The organism is Streptomyces sp. NEAU-sy36 (genome assembly GCF_013423905.1).
GTDB lineage: Bacteria > Actinomycetota > Actinomycetes > Streptomycetales > Streptomycetaceae > Streptomyces > Streptomyces misionensis.
This window is the reverse complement of the sequence record NZ_CP058977.1, coordinates 6,613,430-6,631,081: the sequence shown is the minus strand read 5'-3', so window position 1 is coordinate 6,631,081 and position 17,652 is coordinate 6,613,430. Positions and strand designations below refer to the sequence as shown.

The 17,652-nt window shown below is 74.0% G+C and carries 12 protein-coding genes; 9 read left to right on the top strand and 3 right to left on the bottom strand.

All coding sequences use genetic code 11. The annotated features are described in order from the left end of the window. Nucleotides 1-185: 185 nt before the first annotated feature. The 5 genes from HZZ00_RS28770 to HZZ00_RS28750 all read left to right on the top strand — a co-directional run bounded on the left by HZZ00_RS28770 (nucleotide 186) and on the right by HZZ00_RS28750 (nucleotide 6,818). Nucleotides 186-479: a DUF503 domain-containing protein gene (locus HZZ00_RS28770; protein ID WP_180329162.1), complete on the top strand. Its 294-nt coding sequence runs from the start codon at nucleotides 186-188 to the stop codon at nucleotides 477-479. A 44-nt stretch (nucleotides 480-523) separates the two neighbouring features. Continuing rightward, nucleotides 524-976, top strand: coding sequence for a 30S ribosome-binding factor RbfA (gene rbfA, locus HZZ00_RS28765; protein ID WP_070022156.1), 453 nt, complete (start codon nucleotides 524-526; stop codon nucleotides 974-976). Next, on the top strand, nucleotides 973-1,878 hold the full coding sequence (gene truB / locus HZZ00_RS28760) for a tRNA pseudouridine(55) synthase TruB (protein ID WP_180329161.1): 906 nt from the start codon (nucleotides 973-975) through the stop codon (nucleotides 1,876-1,878). The genes rbfA and truB overlap by 4 nt, the downstream gene beginning before the upstream one ends. 246 nt (nucleotides 1,879-2,124) lie before the next feature. Further along, the gene (locus HZZ00_RS28755; protein ID WP_257585437.1) at nucleotides 2,125-5,730 is read left to right on the top strand and encodes a trypsin-like peptidase domain-containing protein; all 3,606 of its coding nucleotides are present in this window, start codon (nucleotides 2,125-2,127) and stop codon (nucleotides 5,728-5,730) included. A 140-nt stretch (nucleotides 5,731-5,870) separates the two neighbouring features. Next, nucleotides 5,871-6,818 (top strand): bifunctional riboflavin kinase/FAD synthetase, encoded by a 948-nt coding sequence (locus HZZ00_RS28750; protein ID WP_070022151.1) that lies wholly within the window; start codon nucleotides 5,871-5,873, stop codon nucleotides 6,816-6,818. Between the two features lie 128 nt (nucleotides 6,819-6,946). Here the strand turns inward: HZZ00_RS28750 and HZZ00_RS28745 are convergent, their stop codons facing one another. The 3 genes from HZZ00_RS28745 to eccE form a co-directional block, all read right to left on the bottom strand. Then, the gene (locus tag HZZ00_RS28745) at nucleotides 6,947-9,931 is read right to left on the bottom strand and encodes an SCO5717 family growth-regulating ATPase (RefSeq protein WP_257585436.1); all 2,985 of its coding nucleotides are present in this window, start codon (nucleotides 9,929-9,931) and stop codon (nucleotides 6,947-6,949) included. 311 nt (nucleotides 9,932-10,242) lie between these two features. Further along, entirely contained in the window at nucleotides 10,243-11,019 is a 777-nt protein-coding gene (locus tag HZZ00_RS28740; protein WP_180329160.1) for a hypothetical protein, read from the bottom strand. Nucleotides 11,020-11,021: 2 nt separating this feature from the next. Then, nucleotides 11,022-12,194 (bottom strand): type VII secretion protein EccE, encoded by a 1,173-nt coding sequence (gene eccE, locus HZZ00_RS28735; RefSeq protein ID WP_180329159.1) that lies wholly within the window; start codon nucleotides 12,192-12,194, stop codon nucleotides 11,022-11,024. Nucleotides 12,195-12,556: 362 nt separating this feature from the next. On the opposite strand from eccE, the gene eccB reads away from it, so the two are divergent. The 4 genes from eccB (at nucleotide 12,557) to HZZ00_RS28715 (ending at nucleotide 17,627) form a co-directional block, all read left to right on the top strand. Then, the gene (gene eccB, locus HZZ00_RS28730) at nucleotides 12,557-14,086 is read left to right on the top strand and encodes a type VII secretion protein EccB (protein WP_180329158.1); all 1,530 of its coding nucleotides are present in this window, start codon (nucleotides 12,557-12,559) and stop codon (nucleotides 14,084-14,086) included. Nucleotides 14,087-14,096: 10 nt separating this feature from the next. After that, nucleotides 14,097-15,356 (top strand): type VII secretion-associated serine protease mycosin, encoded by a 1,260-nt coding sequence (gene mycP, locus HZZ00_RS28725; protein WP_374028489.1) that lies wholly within the window; start codon nucleotides 14,097-14,099, stop codon nucleotides 15,354-15,356. A 151-nt stretch (nucleotides 15,357-15,507) separates the two neighbouring features. After that, the gene (locus HZZ00_RS28720) at nucleotides 15,508-15,930 is read left to right on the top strand and encodes a hypothetical protein (protein WP_180329157.1); all 423 of its coding nucleotides are present in this window, start codon (nucleotides 15,508-15,510) and stop codon (nucleotides 15,928-15,930) included. Further along, nucleotides 15,930-17,627, top strand: coding sequence for a hypothetical protein (locus HZZ00_RS28715; RefSeq protein ID WP_180329156.1), 1,698 nt, complete (start codon nucleotides 15,930-15,932; stop codon nucleotides 17,625-17,627). Before HZZ00_RS28720 ends, HZZ00_RS28715 begins: the two co-directional genes overlap by 1 nt. The last annotated feature ends 25 nt before the right edge of the window (nucleotides 17,628-17,652 follow it).

The following is a 17,652-nucleotide window of genomic DNA, read 5'->3' as shown; positions in this document are numbered from 1 at the left end:
CCTTCCGGTCCCGTCGGCCAGCGCGCCGTTGCGGGCCGTTTTCAGGGCCCGGGGCGGCCCCGGCGCCCGCCCGCGCCGAAACCCTGTCGAGCCACCGGCGGGTACGGGGTACCGTTTCTTGATGTCCCCGGCCACCCGGCCCAGGGGCCATCGATCCCGTACCGGCGGGTGAACCGGCAACACACATGTACGTGGGGACTCTGTCCTTCGACCTCCTCCTCGGCGACGTCCACTCGCTGAAGGAGAAGCGCTCCGTCGTCCGCCCGATCGTGGCCGAGCTCCAGCGGAAGTACGCGGTGAGCGCGGCGGAGGTGGATCACATGAGCCTCCACCGCCGGGCGGTCATCGGCCTCGCGGTGGTCTCCGGCGACGCGGCCCACCTCACCGACGTACTGGACCGATGCGAACGGCTGGTCGCCGGCCGCCCCGAGGTGGAGCTGCTGTCCGTACGACGCCGCTTCCACGGCGAAGACGACTGACGAAACCACAGAACCAAGATCAGGAAAGAACGGGAGCTGGACCAGTGGCCGACAACGCGCGGGCGAAAAGGCTGGCGGACCTCATCCGAGAGGTGGTGGCCCAGAAGCTGCAGCGCGGGATCAAGGACCCGCGGCTCGGCTCGCACGTCACCATCACGGACACCCGGGTCACGGGTGACCTCCGGGAGGCGACCGTCTTCTACACGGTGTACGGGGACGACGAGGAGCGGAAGGCCGCCGCGGCGGGCCTGGAGAGCGCCAAGGGCATCCTGCGCTCCGAGGTGGGCCGTGCGGCCGGCGTTAAGTTCACGCCGACCCTGACCTTCGTCGCGGACGCCCTGCCGGACACCGCCCGGACCATCGAGGACCTCCTCGACAAGGCCCGGCAGTCCGACGCCAAGGTGCGCGAGAACTCCGCGGGCGCCAGCTACGCGGGCGGCGCGGACCCCTACCGCAAGCCTGCGGACGACGAGACGGACGGCGACGCCGCGGAATGACCCAGAAGCACACCACGCCCGACGGCCTTGTCATCGTCGACAAGCCGTCGGGCTTCACTTCGCACGACGTGGTCGCCAAGATGCGCGGGATCGCCCGGACCCGCCGGGTCGGCCACGCCGGCACCCTCGACCCCATGGCGACCGGCGTCCTGGTCCTCGGCGTCGAGCGGGCCACCAAGCTCCTCGGGCACCTCGCGCTGACCGAGAAGGAGTACCTGGGCACCGTACGCCTGGGCCAGAACACCCTCACCGACGACGCCGAGGGCGACGTCACCTCGTCCACCGACGCCTCCAAGGTGACCCGGGCGGCCATCGACGCCGGCATCGCCAAGCTGACCGGCGACATCATGCAGGTGCCGTCCAAGGTCAGCGCCATCAAGATCGACGGCGTCCGGTCCTACAAGCGGGCCCGCGAGGGCGAGGATTTCGAGATCCCGGCCCGTCCCGTGACCGTCTCCTCCTTCACCGTGTACGACGTCCGGGACGCGGTCGCCGAGGACGGCACCGCCGTGCTGGACCTGGTCGTCTCCGTCGTCTGCTCCTCCGGCACCTACATCCGCGCCCTCGCCCGCGACCTGGGCGCCGGCCTGGGCGTCGGCGGCCACCTGACGGCGCTGCGCCGCACGCGCGTGGGCCCGTACAAGCTGGACGCGGCCAAGACGCTGGACCAGCTCCAGCAGGAGCTGACCGTGATGCCGATCGCGGAGGCCGCCGCGGCCGCCTTCCCGCGCTGGGAGGTGGACGCCCGTCGCGCCCGGCTGCTGCTGAACGGGGTCCGCCTGGACATGCCCGACGAGTACGCGGACGCCGGTCCCGTCGCCGTGTTCGACCCCGAGGGCCGCTTCCTGGCGCTCGTGGAGCTGCACAAGGGCAAGGCCAAGAGCCTCGCCGTCTTCGGCTGAGCCGAGGCCCTCGCCCGTGGAGCGGCGGCCGGGCACGGGGTGCCTGCCCCCTGCCGCCGCCCCACGGTTCCCCCTCCCCCCACCCCTAGGGATATCCAGCGGCCCCCGCGTATTCACCCGAGCGGCCGGGCGCTCGGAGTGAACCGGGGGAGCGGAAGGGGGCGCGTTCCGCGTCCGCCCCGCCTCGACGATCATCGCGCGCCTACCGTCGGCACAGGCACGGGGCACGGGCGGGGAGGCACGACCATGACGACACGAATCCCGCGATCCGACAGCGCCCACGACGAGACGGTGCACGGCACGGGTGGCACGGTGAGCGGGGCGGAATCGCGGGACGCGGAGCGGACGGCCCGGGACGGGCGGGCGCACGCACCGGACGTGACGGACGCGGCCCGCAGCGGACGGGCCGTCGCCCACCAGGGCGGGGACACGGCCGACGGCACGGACCCGGCCCCCGGCCCGCGGGAGCCGGCGTACCGCGCGACCGGCGGGGTGGACCCGGGCCGGGGCCCGCGGACGGCGCCACGGGCCGTCGTCCGGGCGCATACCCCCCTCCCGGCCGTTTCCGCCACCGGAGCCGACCCCCTGGTCCGCATCCACGACCCGGCCGGCCGCCCCCGCGGCCTCGGTTTCCTCGCCGATCACCACGGCACCCTGCTCACCAGCCACGAAGCCGTGGCCGGCCTCGACCGGCTGGTGCTGCGCACCGGGGACCGCACCCAGGTGGTCGGCGCCGACGCCGTGACCGAACTGCCCGACCGCGATCTCGCCCTGGTGCGCACCGAGGGCCTGGGCGCGCCCCCGCTGCCGCTGGCGGCACGGCAGGAGGCCGAGGCCGGGACGTACGTGCGGATCGCGGCCGGCTGCTGGCGGGAGGCCCGGGTGCTGGCCGCCGCCGAGGTGTCGTACGGCCGCCACCTCGTGACCGCGCTCGAACTGGCCATCGGCACGGCGGGCCGGGACGCCCTGCGGCCCGGCGGCGGGGCGGCCGGGGGACCGGTGCTGGACGCCCGTACCGGCGCCGTCCTCGGCGTGGTCGGCACCGCGCTGCGGGCCCCGCACCGCGACGCCGGCTTCGCGGTGCCGCCGCACCCCGCCGACGGCCCCCTCGCCGAGCTGCTCGCCCGCAACGCGGCCACCGTGCCCGCCTACGGCGCCGACCTCAACCTGGCCGGCGTCCTGGAACTGACCGCCACCTCGGTGGGCCAGGACGGACCGCCCAAAGCCCCCGTCGAACCCGTGGAACGCGCCGACGTGGCCCGGCGGCTGAGCGACTTCGCCGACGGGGAGCAACCCGTGCTGGGGCTGGTCGGCGCCCCGGGCAGCGGCCGCACCACGGAACTCGCGGCGTTCGCCGCCCGCCGTGGCCGGGGCGAGCGGCCCGCCCCCACCCTCTGGCTGCGCGGCGCCGACCTGGCGGAGACCGACGGCTCGGTGGCCGACGCCGCCCGCCGCGCCCTGGAGCGCGCCGCCCGCATCATCGCCGCCGCCCGCCGGCTCGACCTCCCGGACGTCACCCCCGAGCACGTGGCCCGCCTCGCCGCCCGCGCGGGCCGTCCGCTGCTGCTCCTGCTCGACGGCCCCGAGGAGATGCCCCGCACGTCCGCCCACCGGCTCCGCGAGTGGACCGACGGCACGACCGCGTGGCTCAGGGCCGTCGGCGCCCGGCTGGTGGTGGCCTGCCGCGAGGAGTACTGGGAGCAGGCCGCCCTCCGGTCGCTGCCGTGCGTGCGCGTGGGCGACCTCGGCGCCGGGGAGGCCCGCCGGGCGCGCGCCCGCTACGGGATCCCCGAGGGTCTGCCCGCCCGGCGGGACGCCCGGCATCCGCTCACCCTGCGCCTGCTGTCCGAGGTGCGGGCAGCCCTCCCGGCGGCGCCGCCCGCCGGACCCGTCGACCGGCACCAGGTGTTCGAGGCCCACCTCGACCTGGTGTGCCTGCGCGTCGCGGTGCGGCTCGCCGCCGAGCGGGGGCTGCGCGGCACCGCCGTACGACGGCTGGCCGCACGGGTCGCCGGGCAGGTGCACGAGGCCGCCCGGCGGAGCCTCGGGCCGGGTGAGCTGGACCGGGAGACCTTCGAGGCGGTGTTCCCCTGGGGACCGGCCCCCGCCCGGCTCGGCGGCGGCACCGGCTGGGCCTCCGCCGTGCTCGCCGAGGGCCTGCTGGTGTCGGCCGGCCGCGGCCACCGCTTCGCCCACGAGGAACTGGCCGACTGGCTCCAGGGCATGCACCTGGACCTGGACCAGGCCGTGCACGCCCTGGTGCACCGCGCCCGCGACCCGCGGACCGACCCGGGGGACGCGCCGCCCGTGCCGCGCCACCGCATCGGACCCGTGGTGCAGGCCCTGCTGCATCTGGGCCGCCGCCAAGGCGAACGCCGACTCGCCTTCAAGCTGAGAGAGTTGACGGACGCCCTGGACCTGGACACCGACTCCTGGTGGGCCGCCCGGCTGCTCGCCGGGACCCTGCTCCAAGTGCCGGACGCGACGCCGTACACCGAGGTGCTGCGGCTGCTCGCCGAGCGGCTGGTGGCCTGGCGGGCCGACCGGCGGCCGGTGCCGGGGGAGTTCGGCCCGGACTTCTGGACCGCCCTGCCGCTGTCCGGCGCCGAGCGCCTGGACCTGCTGCGCCGGCTCGTCCTCGCCGACCAGGCGCCGCCCGCGCCCGGCGAGCGCTACCTCGACGCCGTGGCCCGGCTGCTCGCCGCCGACCCCCGCGCCGTACAGCCGCAGCTGGTCCGCTGGTTCACGGACGAGCGGCCGCTGCCCGCGACCCCGCACGCCACCGTGGCGACCGCCGCGCAGGCCCTGCTGCACACCCATCGGCACGGCGCCCTGGACGAGCTGACCGAGGTGCTGGCGGCCGACGGCCACCCGCGCGCCGAGGAACTGCTTGCCGTGCTTGCCGAGGAGGAGCCGTCCGCGCTCTGCCGGGCCGTGGACCGCTGGGCGCGCGGGGACGCACCCGCCCGGCACACGGCCGCGGTGACCCTCGGGCTGCGCGCCGCCCCGCACGCGCGCACGGCCGCCGACCGGGAACTGCTCTGCCGCGCCGCCCGCACCCTGCTCGACCGCCCCGCCGACCCCGCCCTGCACGGCGCCGCCCACGCCCTCCTGGCCGGCGACCCGGGCACCCGCGAACGGCATCTGCCCGAGGCGCTGCGCCACTTCGCCGACGGCGACCCGCTCATCCCGCCGACCGCCCTGCTGCCCGCCCTGCCCACTCATCCGGAACCGGTCCTGGAGGCCTTCCGGACCCGGCTGCGCGGCCCGCACCGGGAGGCGGCCCGGTGTCTGCGGCGCCTGCTCGCCGACGCCACCACCCCGGCCCTCGCCCGCCGCGCCGCCGGTCTGCTGCGCGAGGCGGTGCGGCCGCACCCGGAGACCGCCGGCCGCGTCGCCGCCGCCGTCGACCGCGGGCTGGCCCGCGCACCCGCCCACCCGGCGCTGTTCCCCCTGGTCACCGGCCTGCTCAAGGACGGCCCCGAGCCACTGCGGGCCGCCCTCGCCACCGTCCTCACCGCCCCCGGCTCACCGCGCCGCGAACTCCTGGAGTTCCTGCTCGACCGCGAGCGGGAACCGTCCGTGCTGGACGCCGTCCTGCACGCGGCGGCGGGCGGCGAAGGCCCCGCGGAACGCGGCCTGGTCCACCGCACCGGGCTGCTCCTCGGCCGCACCCCGGAGGGCGCCACCCGCTTCGACCGCGCCCTGGTCGACCTGGCCCGGCACGTCCCCGGCTTCGCCGCCCGGATGACCCGCTGGCTCGCCGACGCCCCGGACGACTGGGCCGCCGTCGTGGGTCCCAGCACCCGCCGCACCCTGGAGAACCTGGCGGGCGCCCGCGTACCGGCCTGAGACCGCTCGCCCACCGCCGCGGGCGACGTGCGCCAGGTCACAGCGCCCCCACCGATGCGGGCCGCGGGCACCCGGCATGGCACCCTTAGACCTGCACAAGAGTCAAGGTGGACACGGACACGGGTCGAGGAGCGGTCACAGTGCAGCGCTGGCGTGGCTTGGAGGACATCCCCGAGGACTGGGGGCGCAGCGTCGTCACCATCGGTTCCTACGACGGTGTCCACCGCGGCCACCAGCTGATCATCAAGCACGCCGTCGACCGCGCCCGGGAGCTGGGCGTCCCGGCCGTCGTCGTCACCTTCGACCCGCACCCCAGCGAGGTCGTGCGCCCCGGCAGCCACCCGCCGCTGCTCGCCGCGCACCACCGCCGCTGCGAGCTGATGGCCGGGCTGGGCGTCGACGCGGTGCTGATCCTCCCCTTCACCACCGAGTTCTCCAAGCTGTCGCCCGCCGACTTCGTGGTGAAGGTCCTGGTGGACAAGCTGCACGCCAAGGCGGTCGTGGAGGGCCCGAACTTCCGCTTCGGCCACAAGGCGGCGGGCAACGTCGAGTTCCTCGCCGAGCAGGGCAAGGTCTACGACTTCGAGGTCGAGGTCGTCGACCTGTACGTGTCCGGCACGGCGGGCGGCGGGCAGCCGTTCTCCTCGACCCTCACCCGGCGCCTGGTCGCCGAGGGCGACGTCGAGGGCGCCCGGGAGATCCTGGGCCGTCCGCACCGGGTGGAGGGCGTCGTCGTGCGCGGCGCCCAGCGCGGCCGTGAGCTGGGCTTCCCCACGGCCAACGTGGAGACGCTGCCGCACACCGCCGTCCCCGCCGACGGCGTGTACGCCGGCTATCTGCACGCCCAGGGCGAGGTCATGCCGGCCGCGATCTCGGTGGGCACCAACCCGCAGTTCGACGGCACCGAGCGCACGGTGGAGGCGTACGCCATCGACCGCGTCGGCCTCGATCTGTACGGCCTGCACGTCGCCGTCGACTTCCTCGCCTACGTCCGCGGCCAGGCGAAGTTCGAGTCGCTGGAGGCGCTGCTGGAGCAGATGACGGCGGATGTGTCGCGGTGCCGGGAGATCGTGGCGGCGGAGGGCTAGGGCCTCTCGTCTGGATCATGCCGGGCTCGAAAGACCCTACGGCCTCTCGTCCGGATCATGCCGTGGAGACGGCGAAGGGCGGCCGGTGCGAGGAGCACCGGCCGCCCTTGTGCATGCCGTGAGCGGCGCTACTGCTGCGGCGGCTGACCCTGGGGGTACGGCTGGGCCGGGTACGGCGGTTGGCCCTGCTGCGGAGGGTAGGGCACCTGCTGGGGCGGGTAGGGCTGCCGGCCCTGCGGCGCATAGGGCTGGCCGGGCTGGCCCTGCTGACCGGGGTACGGCTGGCCGGGGACCTGCGGGTACGGCTGACCGGGCGCGGGCTGTCCCGGCACGGGCTGGCCGGGCATCTGCTGGCCGGGCATCGGCGGCGCCGCCACCGGCGGCGGGTTGCCGTCGCTGGTCCACAGCCCGTGCGCCTGCTGGTGCCGCACGAAGTCCTCGGCGATCATCGCGGCGAGGTTGAAGTACGCCTCGCGGGTGCGCGGCCGCATCATGTCGAGGTCCACCTCGGCACCGGCGGCCAGATGCTCGTCGAAGGGCACGACCACGACCCCGCGGGTACGGGTCTCGAAGTGCGCCACGATGTCCTCGACCTTGATCATCTTGCCGGTCTCGCGTACCCCGGAGATCACGGTCAGGGAGCGGGACACCAGGTCCGAGTACCCGTGCGCGGCCAGCCAGTCCAGCGTCGTGCTGGCGCTGGACGCACCGTCCACGGACGGCGTGGAGATGATGATGAGCTGGTCGGCGAGGTCGAGCACCCCGCGCATGGCGCTGTACAGCAGACCGGTGCCCGAGTCGGTCAGGATGATCGGGTACTGGCGGCCGAGCACGTCGATCGCGCGCCGGTAGTCCTCGTCGTTGAACGTGGTCGACACGGCCGGGTCCACGTCGTTGGCGATGATCTCCAGACCGGAGGGCGCCTGCGAGGTGAACCGGCGGATGTCCATGTACGAGTTGAGGTACGGGATCGCCTGGACCAGGTCACGGATGGTGGCCCCGGTCTCCCGGCGCACCCGGCGGCCGAGCGTGCCGGCGTCCGGGTTGGCGTCGATGGCGAGGATCTTGTCCTGCCGCTCGGTGGCCAGGGTGGAGCCGAGCGCGGTGGTCGTGGTGGTCTTGCCCACGCCGCCCTTGAGGCTGATGACCGCGATCCGGTAGCAGGACAGCACCGGCGTGCGGATCAGCTCCAGCTTCCGCTGCCGCTCGGCCTCCTCCTTCTTGCCGCCCAGCTTGAACCGGGAACCGCCCGCCGCGGGCCGGCCGCTCTTCGCCTTCTGCCGCCGGTTGTTCAGCAGCCGGTCCGAGGACAGCTCCACGGCGGCCGTGTAACCCAGCGGCGCGGCACCGGGGTTGGTGGGCTGCCGCTGATCGTGCTGGATCGGCTGCGGCCAGGCGGCCCCGGCACGGGGGTCGACGGGCGGCTGCGGCTGCTGTTCCGGAGACTGCGGGAAGCCGTAACCACCGGGCCCGACGGCCGGGGCGTCCGACTGGGGGAAGCCGTAACCGCCCTGCTGCGCCGGTCCGCCCGGGCCGTTGGGCGCGCTGGGCTGCGGGAAACCGTAACCGGCGGCCGGCGAAGGGGCGTTGGGCGCCGGGGGCTGGGGTCCCGCCTGGGGGACCGGGGGCTGCGGGAAGCCGTAGGAACCGGCGGGACCGGCCTGCGGGCCGCTCTGCGGGCCGCTCTGCGGGCCCGGCTGTGCGGGGGCCGGGGGAGTGGGCGTGCCGGGCTGGTACGGCTGAGGGGGCACACCCGGCTGACCCGGCTGACCCGGCTGGTTCCAGGCGGCGGGCGCGGGCTGCGGCGCCTGCGGCTGGAACGGCGGCTGCTGGCCCTGCGCCGGGGCGGGCTGCTGGGGCCCGGCCTGCTGCGGGACGGGCGGCTGGGGCATGGGCTGCGGTCCGGCCTGCGGCGGCATCGGCTGCTGCGCGGGCCACTGGGCCGCGGGCGCCGGGGCGGCGGGCTGGTACGACGGCGGCAGCGGGGGAACACCGCTCTGCGGCGCGGGCGGCGGCGTCCACGCGGGCGGGAAGTCCTGCGGGCCCGGCGCCGGAGCCGGGGCCGGGACGGGAGGAGCGGGCTGAGAGGCGGCGTCCTGAGGTGCGGTGCCGTTCGCGGGTACGGCGTCCTGGGGGGCGGTGCCGTTCGCCGGTACGGCGTCCTGCGGCGTCGCCTCCTCGCCGGCCCCGGCTTCCGCGGAGGCCTCCTCCTGGCCGGAATCGCCGTCGCCCGCGTCCTCCGGCGCGCTGTCCGCGGCGTCGGAGACCTCGGTCCCCGCGGCGCCGTCGCCGTCCGTCTCCGCGCCCTCGCCCTCCCTCTTGCCCGGGGAGTCCTCCTCGGCCGCGTCCTCCGCGACGACCGCGTCCACGGCCCCTTCCGCGCTGGGCTCTGACTCGGACCCACCACCGGACCGCGAACCGGAACCGAGGCCGGAACCGGAACCGGAACCGGACTGGGAACCCGCATCGGACGGGGAGCCGGACCGGGAGCCGGCACCCGACCGGGCCTCGGACTCCGCGGCGGCCTTCTGCATGGCGGCGGCCTGCTCGGCGAGCTCGGCCATCTCCCGCTTCAGGGCGACCGCGGAGAACCGCATGGTGGCCCCGCTCTCCAGGTCCCCGTTGTCGGTCTCCGGCTCGACGGCCGGGGCCTCGGGCCGGGCCTGCGGCGGCTGGGACGGCTGCTGCGGCTGCTGCAACTCGAACCCGTCGGGCAGCCCCGGCATCGGAACGGAACCCTCGGCCGGGGGAGCGAACGGCGTCCCCTGCGCAGGCGTACCGACCGGCGGGGTGCCGGGCGGCGGCGGAGTCGCCCCGGCGCCCGGCACCGTCGTACCCGGCGACGAGGAGAACGGCGCGGCCGCGGCGCTCCCCGGGCCACCGGCCCCGGCCGCACCCTGCTCGGCGAAGCCCCCGGCACCGCCCACGCCGCCCGGACCCCCGATCGAACCGCCACCGCCGGAACCCGCGGGGCCGGACGCGTTCTGCGTGTACCAGGCGGGGGGAGCGTAGTCGATGGTGAACTCGCCGGTGGTCTCGACGGCCTCCGCGTCGGGCTGGTCATCGCCGGGTGTGGCCCAGCCCCCGCGCATCCCGTCCCGATCGCTGCTCACAGTTCCTCCTGGTGTGGTCGAGCACCCTCATGCCGTGCCGGGGCGACCATGTCGTGTCGTTCGAGTCGTCCGTAGTCGTCAGGGGCAGTCCGTTCCACGGGTCCTGCCATCACGCCCGCTCCCAGCCTAATCACCACGAGCCGCCCCTCGGCAGGCCCGCCCACCGGTCGGCTCGCGCACACCGGCGGGGTGGGCACGGCGAAGCACCGCGCCCGCCAACCGAGTTGTCGCACGAAACCGGGAGCAAACGGAAGAGGAACGGCGAACGGAAAAGAGAGGGAAGACGAACAAACAGGACGGACAAGGGCAGTTCAGTCCATGCGCCGGGGCGTGCCGAGCAAACCGGTCTCGGCGTCGGTGGGCTGGGTCAGCACATACTGCCGATCGCGGTCGGTACACCACAGGGTGACGCCGTCCGGCAGCGCGGGCAGCGTCTCCACCTCGGTGCGCGTCAGACCCATGGTGCGCCCGAGTTCGGCGGCCTCGTCCGGGGAGACCCGCTGGATACCGGCGAGCCGCGCCTGCCGCAGCAACCGGGGCGCGACCGGAGAGAGATACGGCAGCAGGGTCAGCACCGACTGCCACGGACCGGACACCACACGGCCGCGCGGGGGCCGCATGCCGCAGTCCCGCACCACCAGGACCGGCGTACCGGCCGAGGCGCCCTGCGGAGGCACCCGTCCGACGTCGTACACGGACAGGCCGTTCTGCCCGCCGCCCATGGCGTGCACCATCTGCATCCAGGCCTGCGGCCGGCCGGTCTCCACGGCCACCCGCGCACCGGTGGCCGCCGACCGCAGCGCCAGCACCTGCGCCGTCCACAGACCGCCGATCAGCACCACGTCGTACGGCGTGGGCCGGTTGATGCCCAGCACGGCCGGCTGGCCCTCGGCGTCCACCCCGGCCACCACGCCGTCGTCGCCGATGGGCAGGGCGAGGGTGTCCAGCAGTTCGGCGGACAGCGCGTGCCGGCCGTGCCGGGGCCCGAGCAGTCCGAGGCCGTGCCGCAGCCGCTCGCCCAGCCCCCGCCCCGCGGGCTCGCCCCCCGCCGTCTGCCGGTTCTCCGGCGAGGCCGGCTGATTCGTCATCGTCACCGCACACCTCCGAGGGGCAGTGTGGCCAGCATGCCGGGCAGCTGCTCACGGTCGAGGCGGGCCAGACCGGCCCCGGCCCCACGCGCCGCCGCCTCCAACGCGCGCCGTGCCGCGACGAGTTCGTCGTCACTGCGGCCGGTCACCCGCAGGTGCCCGCACAGCGACACCTCCTGCCGGTCGCCGCGCGCGAGGGTGAGACTGAAGGTGGTGGCGAGCGCCGGTATCGCCGTGACCCGGGCGACGAACTGCGGCAGCGACTCGCCCCGGCCGCCGCCCAGTTGGGGCCAGCGCCGCACCCAGTAGGTGGTGTGCCGCCGGTTGTCGCAGCGCCAGCTGCGCCCGGACTCCTCGGTACGCCGCTCCCGCGCCTCGCTGCGCCCCGCCTCCGCCGTGACCAGCGGGTTGGCGCACGCCGACGTGGCGAGCGCGGCGATCAGCTCCTCCTCGTCGAGCACCCGCGCCCGGAAGCCCGCCCCGGTCAGCCGGCTCGCCAGATGGTCCGCGACCCGTACGACGCACTTCTGCGCCCCGAGCAGCCCGCCGCCGCGCGCGGCCACGGCCTCCGCGCAGGCCTCCGGGTCCAGCTTCAGCGCGATCCAGGTGATGCGCACGGCGGGAGCGCCCGTCTGCTCCTGCAAGGGGAGGTAGTTGGCGACGGCCACGGACTGCTGCGGCAGATGCAGCGCCGGCGCCGGCTGCGTGTGCAGCACCGTCTGCGCCGACTCCAGCCGTATCCCGTCCACCTCCAGCGCGTCCCGTACCAGCCCCAGCGGCAGCGGCTGCCGGCTGCGCTCCGCCCGCAGCGCCGTCGCGTCCGCCTCCACCTGCAACACGGCGGTGACGAACGTGCCGTCCCCGACGATGCCGACGGGGCGGCGGTCGCGGGGGGCGTAGGAGTAGGTGCGCAGGCTCGGCTCGCACTCCAGGGCGGGCACCAACGAGGGTTCGGTGCCCGGCGGTATCGGGGTGGTCGCGGCCCGACGCTGCCGTGCCTTCAACTCCCGGGCGGTGGCGAGCCATTCGGGCAGCGACCGGCCGCGGCGCCGGACGAACGCGAGCGCCACCAGCAGCACGGCGAGGACCGCGGCGGGCACCAGGGCGACCGGGCCGACGACCCAGCCGACGACCAGCACGGCCAGCGCGAGTTCCGGCAGCACGAGCCGTTGCATGCGGAACGAGCCGGACAGCGCCGGACGGACGGCCGGGCGTGCCGCGTTCGGGGGCCGCTGTTCCCGGGGCGGCGCCGGCCGCGGTCCGGCCGGTTCCGGACCGGCCGCCGAAGGGGCGGCCGCCCGCCCGTGCCCGCGCGTACGAGCCCGCGTCCCGGAAGCCCTCAACTCATCCCCCCATTTTCCTCACAACTCCCAGCAATTCCGCCCCTGGGCAGAGGCCTTGAGAGCCCCGGTACCCTACCTGCTCCACGGAACCGATCAGACACCAGGCATAGTAGGGGCTCGGTCCGACAACGCGGTGCCGGAGACGGTCGTCTCCGACCGACATCCGGACGGCACACGGGGAGAATCAGGGGCAGATGGCATCTCGGCGGGATCAACTCAACGCCTACACCTTTGCGAAGCGGCGCATGCTCGCCGCGTTCGTCCAGCCCTCCTCCGACGGCTCGGAAGAAGGAGCCCCCAAGCCCCTGCGCGCGATCCTGCCCGGCACCATCGCCGGCGTGGTCGTCCTGGCCGTCTTCGGCGCCTGGGGCATGTTCCGGCCGACCGCGCCGCAGGGCTGGGACACCCCCGGCGAGAAGGTGATCATCGCCAGCAAGTCCACCACCCGGTACGTCGTCCTCAAGACGGACGGCAAGACGGAGCTGCACCCGGTGCTCAACATGGCCTCGGCGAAACTCCTCCTCGCCGACGGCAAGGGCGACGTGGTCACCGTCGACGAGTCGATCCTCGACAACGGCAAGATCCCGCACGGCGTCACCATCGGCATCCCCTACGCCCCCGACCGCCTGCCCTCCAGCCAGGAGGCCGGTGCCAAGAAGCGCTGGGCCGTCTGCGAGCGCCCGAGCGCGGGCGGCGGGGCCATCCAGAAGGCCGCGTTCGTCCTCGCCGCCCGCGACCTGAAGAAGACCGAGAGCCCCAGCGAGAAGCTCGGCGGCGGGGACATCCTGTACGTCGCCGCCCCGGACGGGCAGCGCTTCATCGTGGACGCGCACGGCACCGCGTACCAGGTCGACAAGAACGACGAACTGCTGCTGCGCACGCTGGTCGGTGCGAACCGGCAGCCCCAGCGCGTCTCCGGTGACTGGCTCGACACCCTGCACAAGGGGGACCCGATCGAGTTTCCCCGGATCGAGGGAACCGCGACAGCGCCCGCCGGTGTCCAGGGCAGCCTGCCGGCCGCCGCCAACCGGGTCGGCATGGTGCTGCGGGCCCCCGACGGCGACCGCCAGCAGTACTACATCGTCGAACAGGGCAAGGTCCTGCCCGTCTCGGACTTCACCGCCAAGCTGCTCCTCAACAGCAAGGAGCTCGTCCGCCTCGGCCAGGCGAGCAAGGCCCTCGACGTCAGCGCGGGCGCGTTCGTGCCCGGCGCGACCCCCTTCGCGGCCGACCGCAAGTGGCCGGCCCTCGCCCCGAAGGTCGTCAACGACGCGGGCACCGGGAGCGGCAGCCGCGACACCGTCTGCAACGTCCTCGACCACGTCGACCCCGGCCACGGCACCACCACCCTGAGCACCTGGGCGGGCACCGACTTCCCCGCCACACTGCCCACCGGGTCGTCGAGCGCCTATGTGACCCCCGGGTCCGGCCAGCTCTACCGTCAGTTCCAGGGCACGGACACCAAGGCCGGCGGGGTCTTCCTGGTCACGGACACCGGCCTGCGCTACGCCATGCAGTCCAACGCCGACAGCGACTCCACCGGGACCGAGTACGGGATGACGGACAAGCAGCGCAAGGAGATGCGGCAGGAGGCCCAACTGGCCCAGACCCGGCTCGGGTACGCCGGTCTGGACCCCGCGCCCATCCCCGCCGCCTGGTCCCTGTTCCTGCCGACGGGGCCTCGCCTGTCGACCACCGCGGCGAGCCAGCCGCAGGGCTCGTAGGGGGAGCCACGTGTCCTACGCGCCGTCGTCCTCGCGTCTGCTCCGCACCGCCGCGATCGCGGCCGCCACCCTGTGCACCGCCACAGTCGCCCTGGCGCCGCCCGCCGCCGCGGACTCCTTCAGCGACCAGTGCAACTTTCCCAACAAGCTGTATCCCGGGCGCCCGTGGGCCCTGCAACGGGTGCTGCTGGACGAGTTGTGGAGCCAGTCCAAGGGCAAGAACGTGCGGGTCGCGGTCATCGACACCGGGGTGGACACCAAGAACCCCCAGCTGACCCACGCCGTGGACGCGTCGAGCGGGGCCAACCTGCTCCCGGACAAGAACGGCAAGGGAGAGAAGATCGACCGCGGCAAGGCGGACGGCACGACCGACACCGTCGGACACGGCACCCGGGTGGCGGGCATCATCGCCGCCCGCCCCCTGCCGGGAACGGGATTCGTCGGGCTCGCGCCCGAGGCGACCATCATCCCGATCAAGCAGAACGACGCGGACGGCGACGGCACCGCGGAGACCCTCGCCGCGGCGATCGAGCACGCGATCCGCGAGAAGGCCCAGGTCATCAACATCTCCCAGGACACGGCGAACGCCGTGCAGCCGGCCGACGGCCTGAGACGGGCGGTCGACGACGCCCTTCAGCACCAGATCGTGGTGGTCGCCTCCGCGGGCAACGACGGCCTCGACGGCAACGACAAGCGCACCTACCCCGCGTCCTACCCCGGCGTCCTCGCGGTCGCCGCCTCGGACCGCAACAACGAGCGCGCGGCCTTCTCCCAGTCCGGCGACTTCGTGGGCGTGGCCGCCCCCGGCGTCGACATGATCTCCACGGTGCCCAAGGGCGGCCACTGCTCCGACAGCGGTACGAGCTTCTCCGCCCCGTACGTCGCCGGGGTCGCCGCCCTCATCAAGGCCAAGCACCCCGACTGGACGGCCCGCGAGGTCATCGCCCAGATCGAGCAGACCGCGGAGCGCTCGGTCGCCGGCCACGACCACCTGGTCGGCTGGGGCGTGGTCGATCCCGTCCGCGCCCTGACGGACGACGACCACCCCATCGAGAAGCCCACCGCCCGGGAGGGCCTCACCCGGGCCAAGGCCCCGACCCCGGCCCGCCTGGTGCTCGGCGAGACGGCGGACGAACGCAACGCCCGCCTGGCGACCTACGTCGCCGTGGGCGCGGCCGTGCTGGTGGCCGCCCTGGCGGGGATGGCGGTGGCGGTCCGCGACGCGCGCAGAAGGTCGATGACCAGGGGAACCGGCACGTCCGGGTCGTGAACGACACGTGAAGGTAGCTGACTGCAGCAGTCTTGTCACACAAGTGAGTTGGGACTGTCAGTCGCCTTGACTAGAGTGATTGCATCGCAGAAACGAAAGCTTGAGGAGTGCTGCCGCCTCAAGCAGGGGATGGAAACGGGGGTGGCGCAACGTGCGGCCTGACGACGGCGCGGGCGGACTGAAGGTTGGTCTGGAGGCACTGAAGACCTTCAAGACACGGGTGGACGCGGTACTGAAGACGTTCGAGGATTCGCCCGGCTCGGCCAAGAAGGTGGCGATGCACACGCTGGCCGCCGATTCGTTCTGCGGCAATGGCGGGTTCCCCGAGTCGGTGAGTCTGCACAACCAGTACACGCGGGTGCACGACCGCCTCATGACGCTCTCCCAGTCGCTGACGTTGCAGATCGAGGCGATGCAGATCGCCGTGCACGGCGCGGACATCGGATTCGCCAACCTGGACAACGACCAGCGGCGCCGCTTCCACGAGATCCGGACGGAGATCAACGAGCAGTACGACGATGTGCGCAAGCACCAGAAGCGCACCGACGACAAGCAGGCACACGGGGACATCTGATGGGCGACCACGACAAGCAGCCGGATCTGCACCAGTTTGATCGTTGGGCGGCTGATCAGCAGTTCAAGCAAGAGAAGTCGGCGATGGACCAGAACCAGTGCGCCGCGCCGAGCTTGAACAAACAGGGTGGCGGCTGCCGGGTCAGCGACTTCGAGAACCACCAGTTGAACGACATGATCGACATGGTGAAGTCCGCGAAGCCGGAGGACCTGGAGAACGCCGCGAACGGCTTCTGGGACGCCCGGGATGCCATCTGGGCCGCCGCCGATGAACTCCTGGGTCACATCAGCCGGATCGACTGGCAGGGCGAGGCGGCCACCGCGTTCCACAACTGGGCCAGTGATCTCGTCAACAACTCCTACGAACTGGGCTTCTTCGCGGACACCGTGGGCACCCAGGTCTCCGCGGCCAGCATGGGACTCGCCTCCGTGAGCAAATCCATGCCGCCCCGCGACACCCGGCCCAAGGGCCTCACGCCCGCCGAGCAGGTCAAGATGGACCCGCACGGCATAACGGCCCAGGCCGTCGAGAGGAATCGCCAAGAGGCGATCAACCAGATGAACCGGCTTGCGTCGTACTACGCCGTATCGGAAGAGAACCTGCGGGGGCAGGACGGCCCTACGTTCGGGAAGATGCCGGACATGGGGGTGCCGAAGGCCTTCAATGGTTGGCGGGACGACGGTGCGACCGGCGGAGGGCAGACGACTTCCAGCCACACAACCGCGGCAGGGGCGCCGGTCAGTCACTCCGTTATCGCTCCAGGCGGGCATAGCGTGACAGGAACCGACTCCGGAACGAAGCTGCACCACGTGGTGGTGCCGCCGAGCGGGCATGCACATGTGGACCCGGCCCCGCATGTCGGGACCAATATCGACAGCGTGAACACGTTGCCCCCGGACACCGTGAAGCCGCCGGTGCAGGTCACGCCGCCGACGACGCCTGCCCCCGGCGGCGGTGGGGGGCCGATTACTCCCTTCCCCACCGGCCCTATGGTCCCGAACATGGGCATGCCTGCGGGACGTACCGGAGCAGGTGGGACGCGAGGTCCGGTTTCCCCTTCCCGGTTGGCCGTTCCCGCTGTTGAAGAGCCGGCAGTCGGAACAGGCACGGGACGCGGCCCGATTGCCGGGGGGCGGCAGTTTATAGGGCCGGGACAGGCGAGCGCGCGTGGGCCGGTGTCGCCCATGGGCAGGACGCCCATGGGCCAGTCCCCCCTGGGCAAGGCCCCGGTGGGGCAGGGCCCGGTCGGTCGCAGCATCGTCGGCGGAACGCCCCGGACCGGGGGCGCGCCCGGCGAGCGTGTAGGCGGGACGGGCCCGACCGGGGCGGCACGCACCAGCGGTGTCGTCGGCGGTCGGCCGACCACGCCCCCCGCGAAGGGTGTCAACGGCTCCAGAGTGCCGCGCGGCACGGTCATCGGCGGTGAGCCTGCCGCTCGTGATTCGCGCGCCGTCGAGCGGCCCGGTCAGCGCGGGGTGATCCGAGCAGCCGAGCCGGAGGGCGGTGAGGCACAGGCTGCGCGCAGGCCCGTGCCCTCCGGCGGTGCGGTGGGGGCTTCCAACAGCAAGGCGGCGACGGCCAGGAACGGTGCGCGTGCCTCCGATGAGCACCTGCCGGGGCGCGCGACCGCCCGACGCCCCCCACGGGACCGCGACGACAAGAAGTCGCGCCGGCGACAGGCGCCGGAGACCGAGTAACGACATGAAGCGAGGACGTACGAGA

Excerpts from the sequence above, each read along its gene's own strand:
- HZZ00_RS28755 (WP_257585437.1), top strand. The coding sequence starts at position 2,125 with ATGACGACACGAATCCCGCGATCCGACAGCGCCCACGACGAGACGGTG.
- HZZ00_RS28740 (WP_180329160.1), bottom strand. The coding sequence starts at position 11,019 with ATGACGAATCAGCCGGCCTCGCCGGAGAACCGGCAGACGGCGGGGGGC.
- HZZ00_RS28770 (WP_180329162.1), top strand. The coding sequence starts at position 186 with ATGTACGTGGGGACTCTGTCCTTCGACCTCCTCCTCGGCGACGTCCAC.
- eccE (WP_180329159.1), bottom strand. The coding sequence starts at position 12,194 with ATGCAACGGCTCGTGCTGCCGGAACTCGCGCTGGCCGTGCTGGTCGTC.
- eccB (WP_180329158.1), top strand. The coding sequence starts at position 12,557 with ATGGCATCTCGGCGGGATCAACTCAACGCCTACACCTTTGCGAAGCGG.
- HZZ00_RS28715 (WP_180329156.1), top strand. The coding sequence starts at position 15,930 with ATGGGCGACCACGACAAGCAGCCGGATCTGCACCAGTTTGATCGTTGG.
- truB (WP_180329161.1), top strand. The coding sequence starts at position 973 with ATGACCCAGAAGCACACCACGCCCGACGGCCTTGTCATCGTCGACAAG.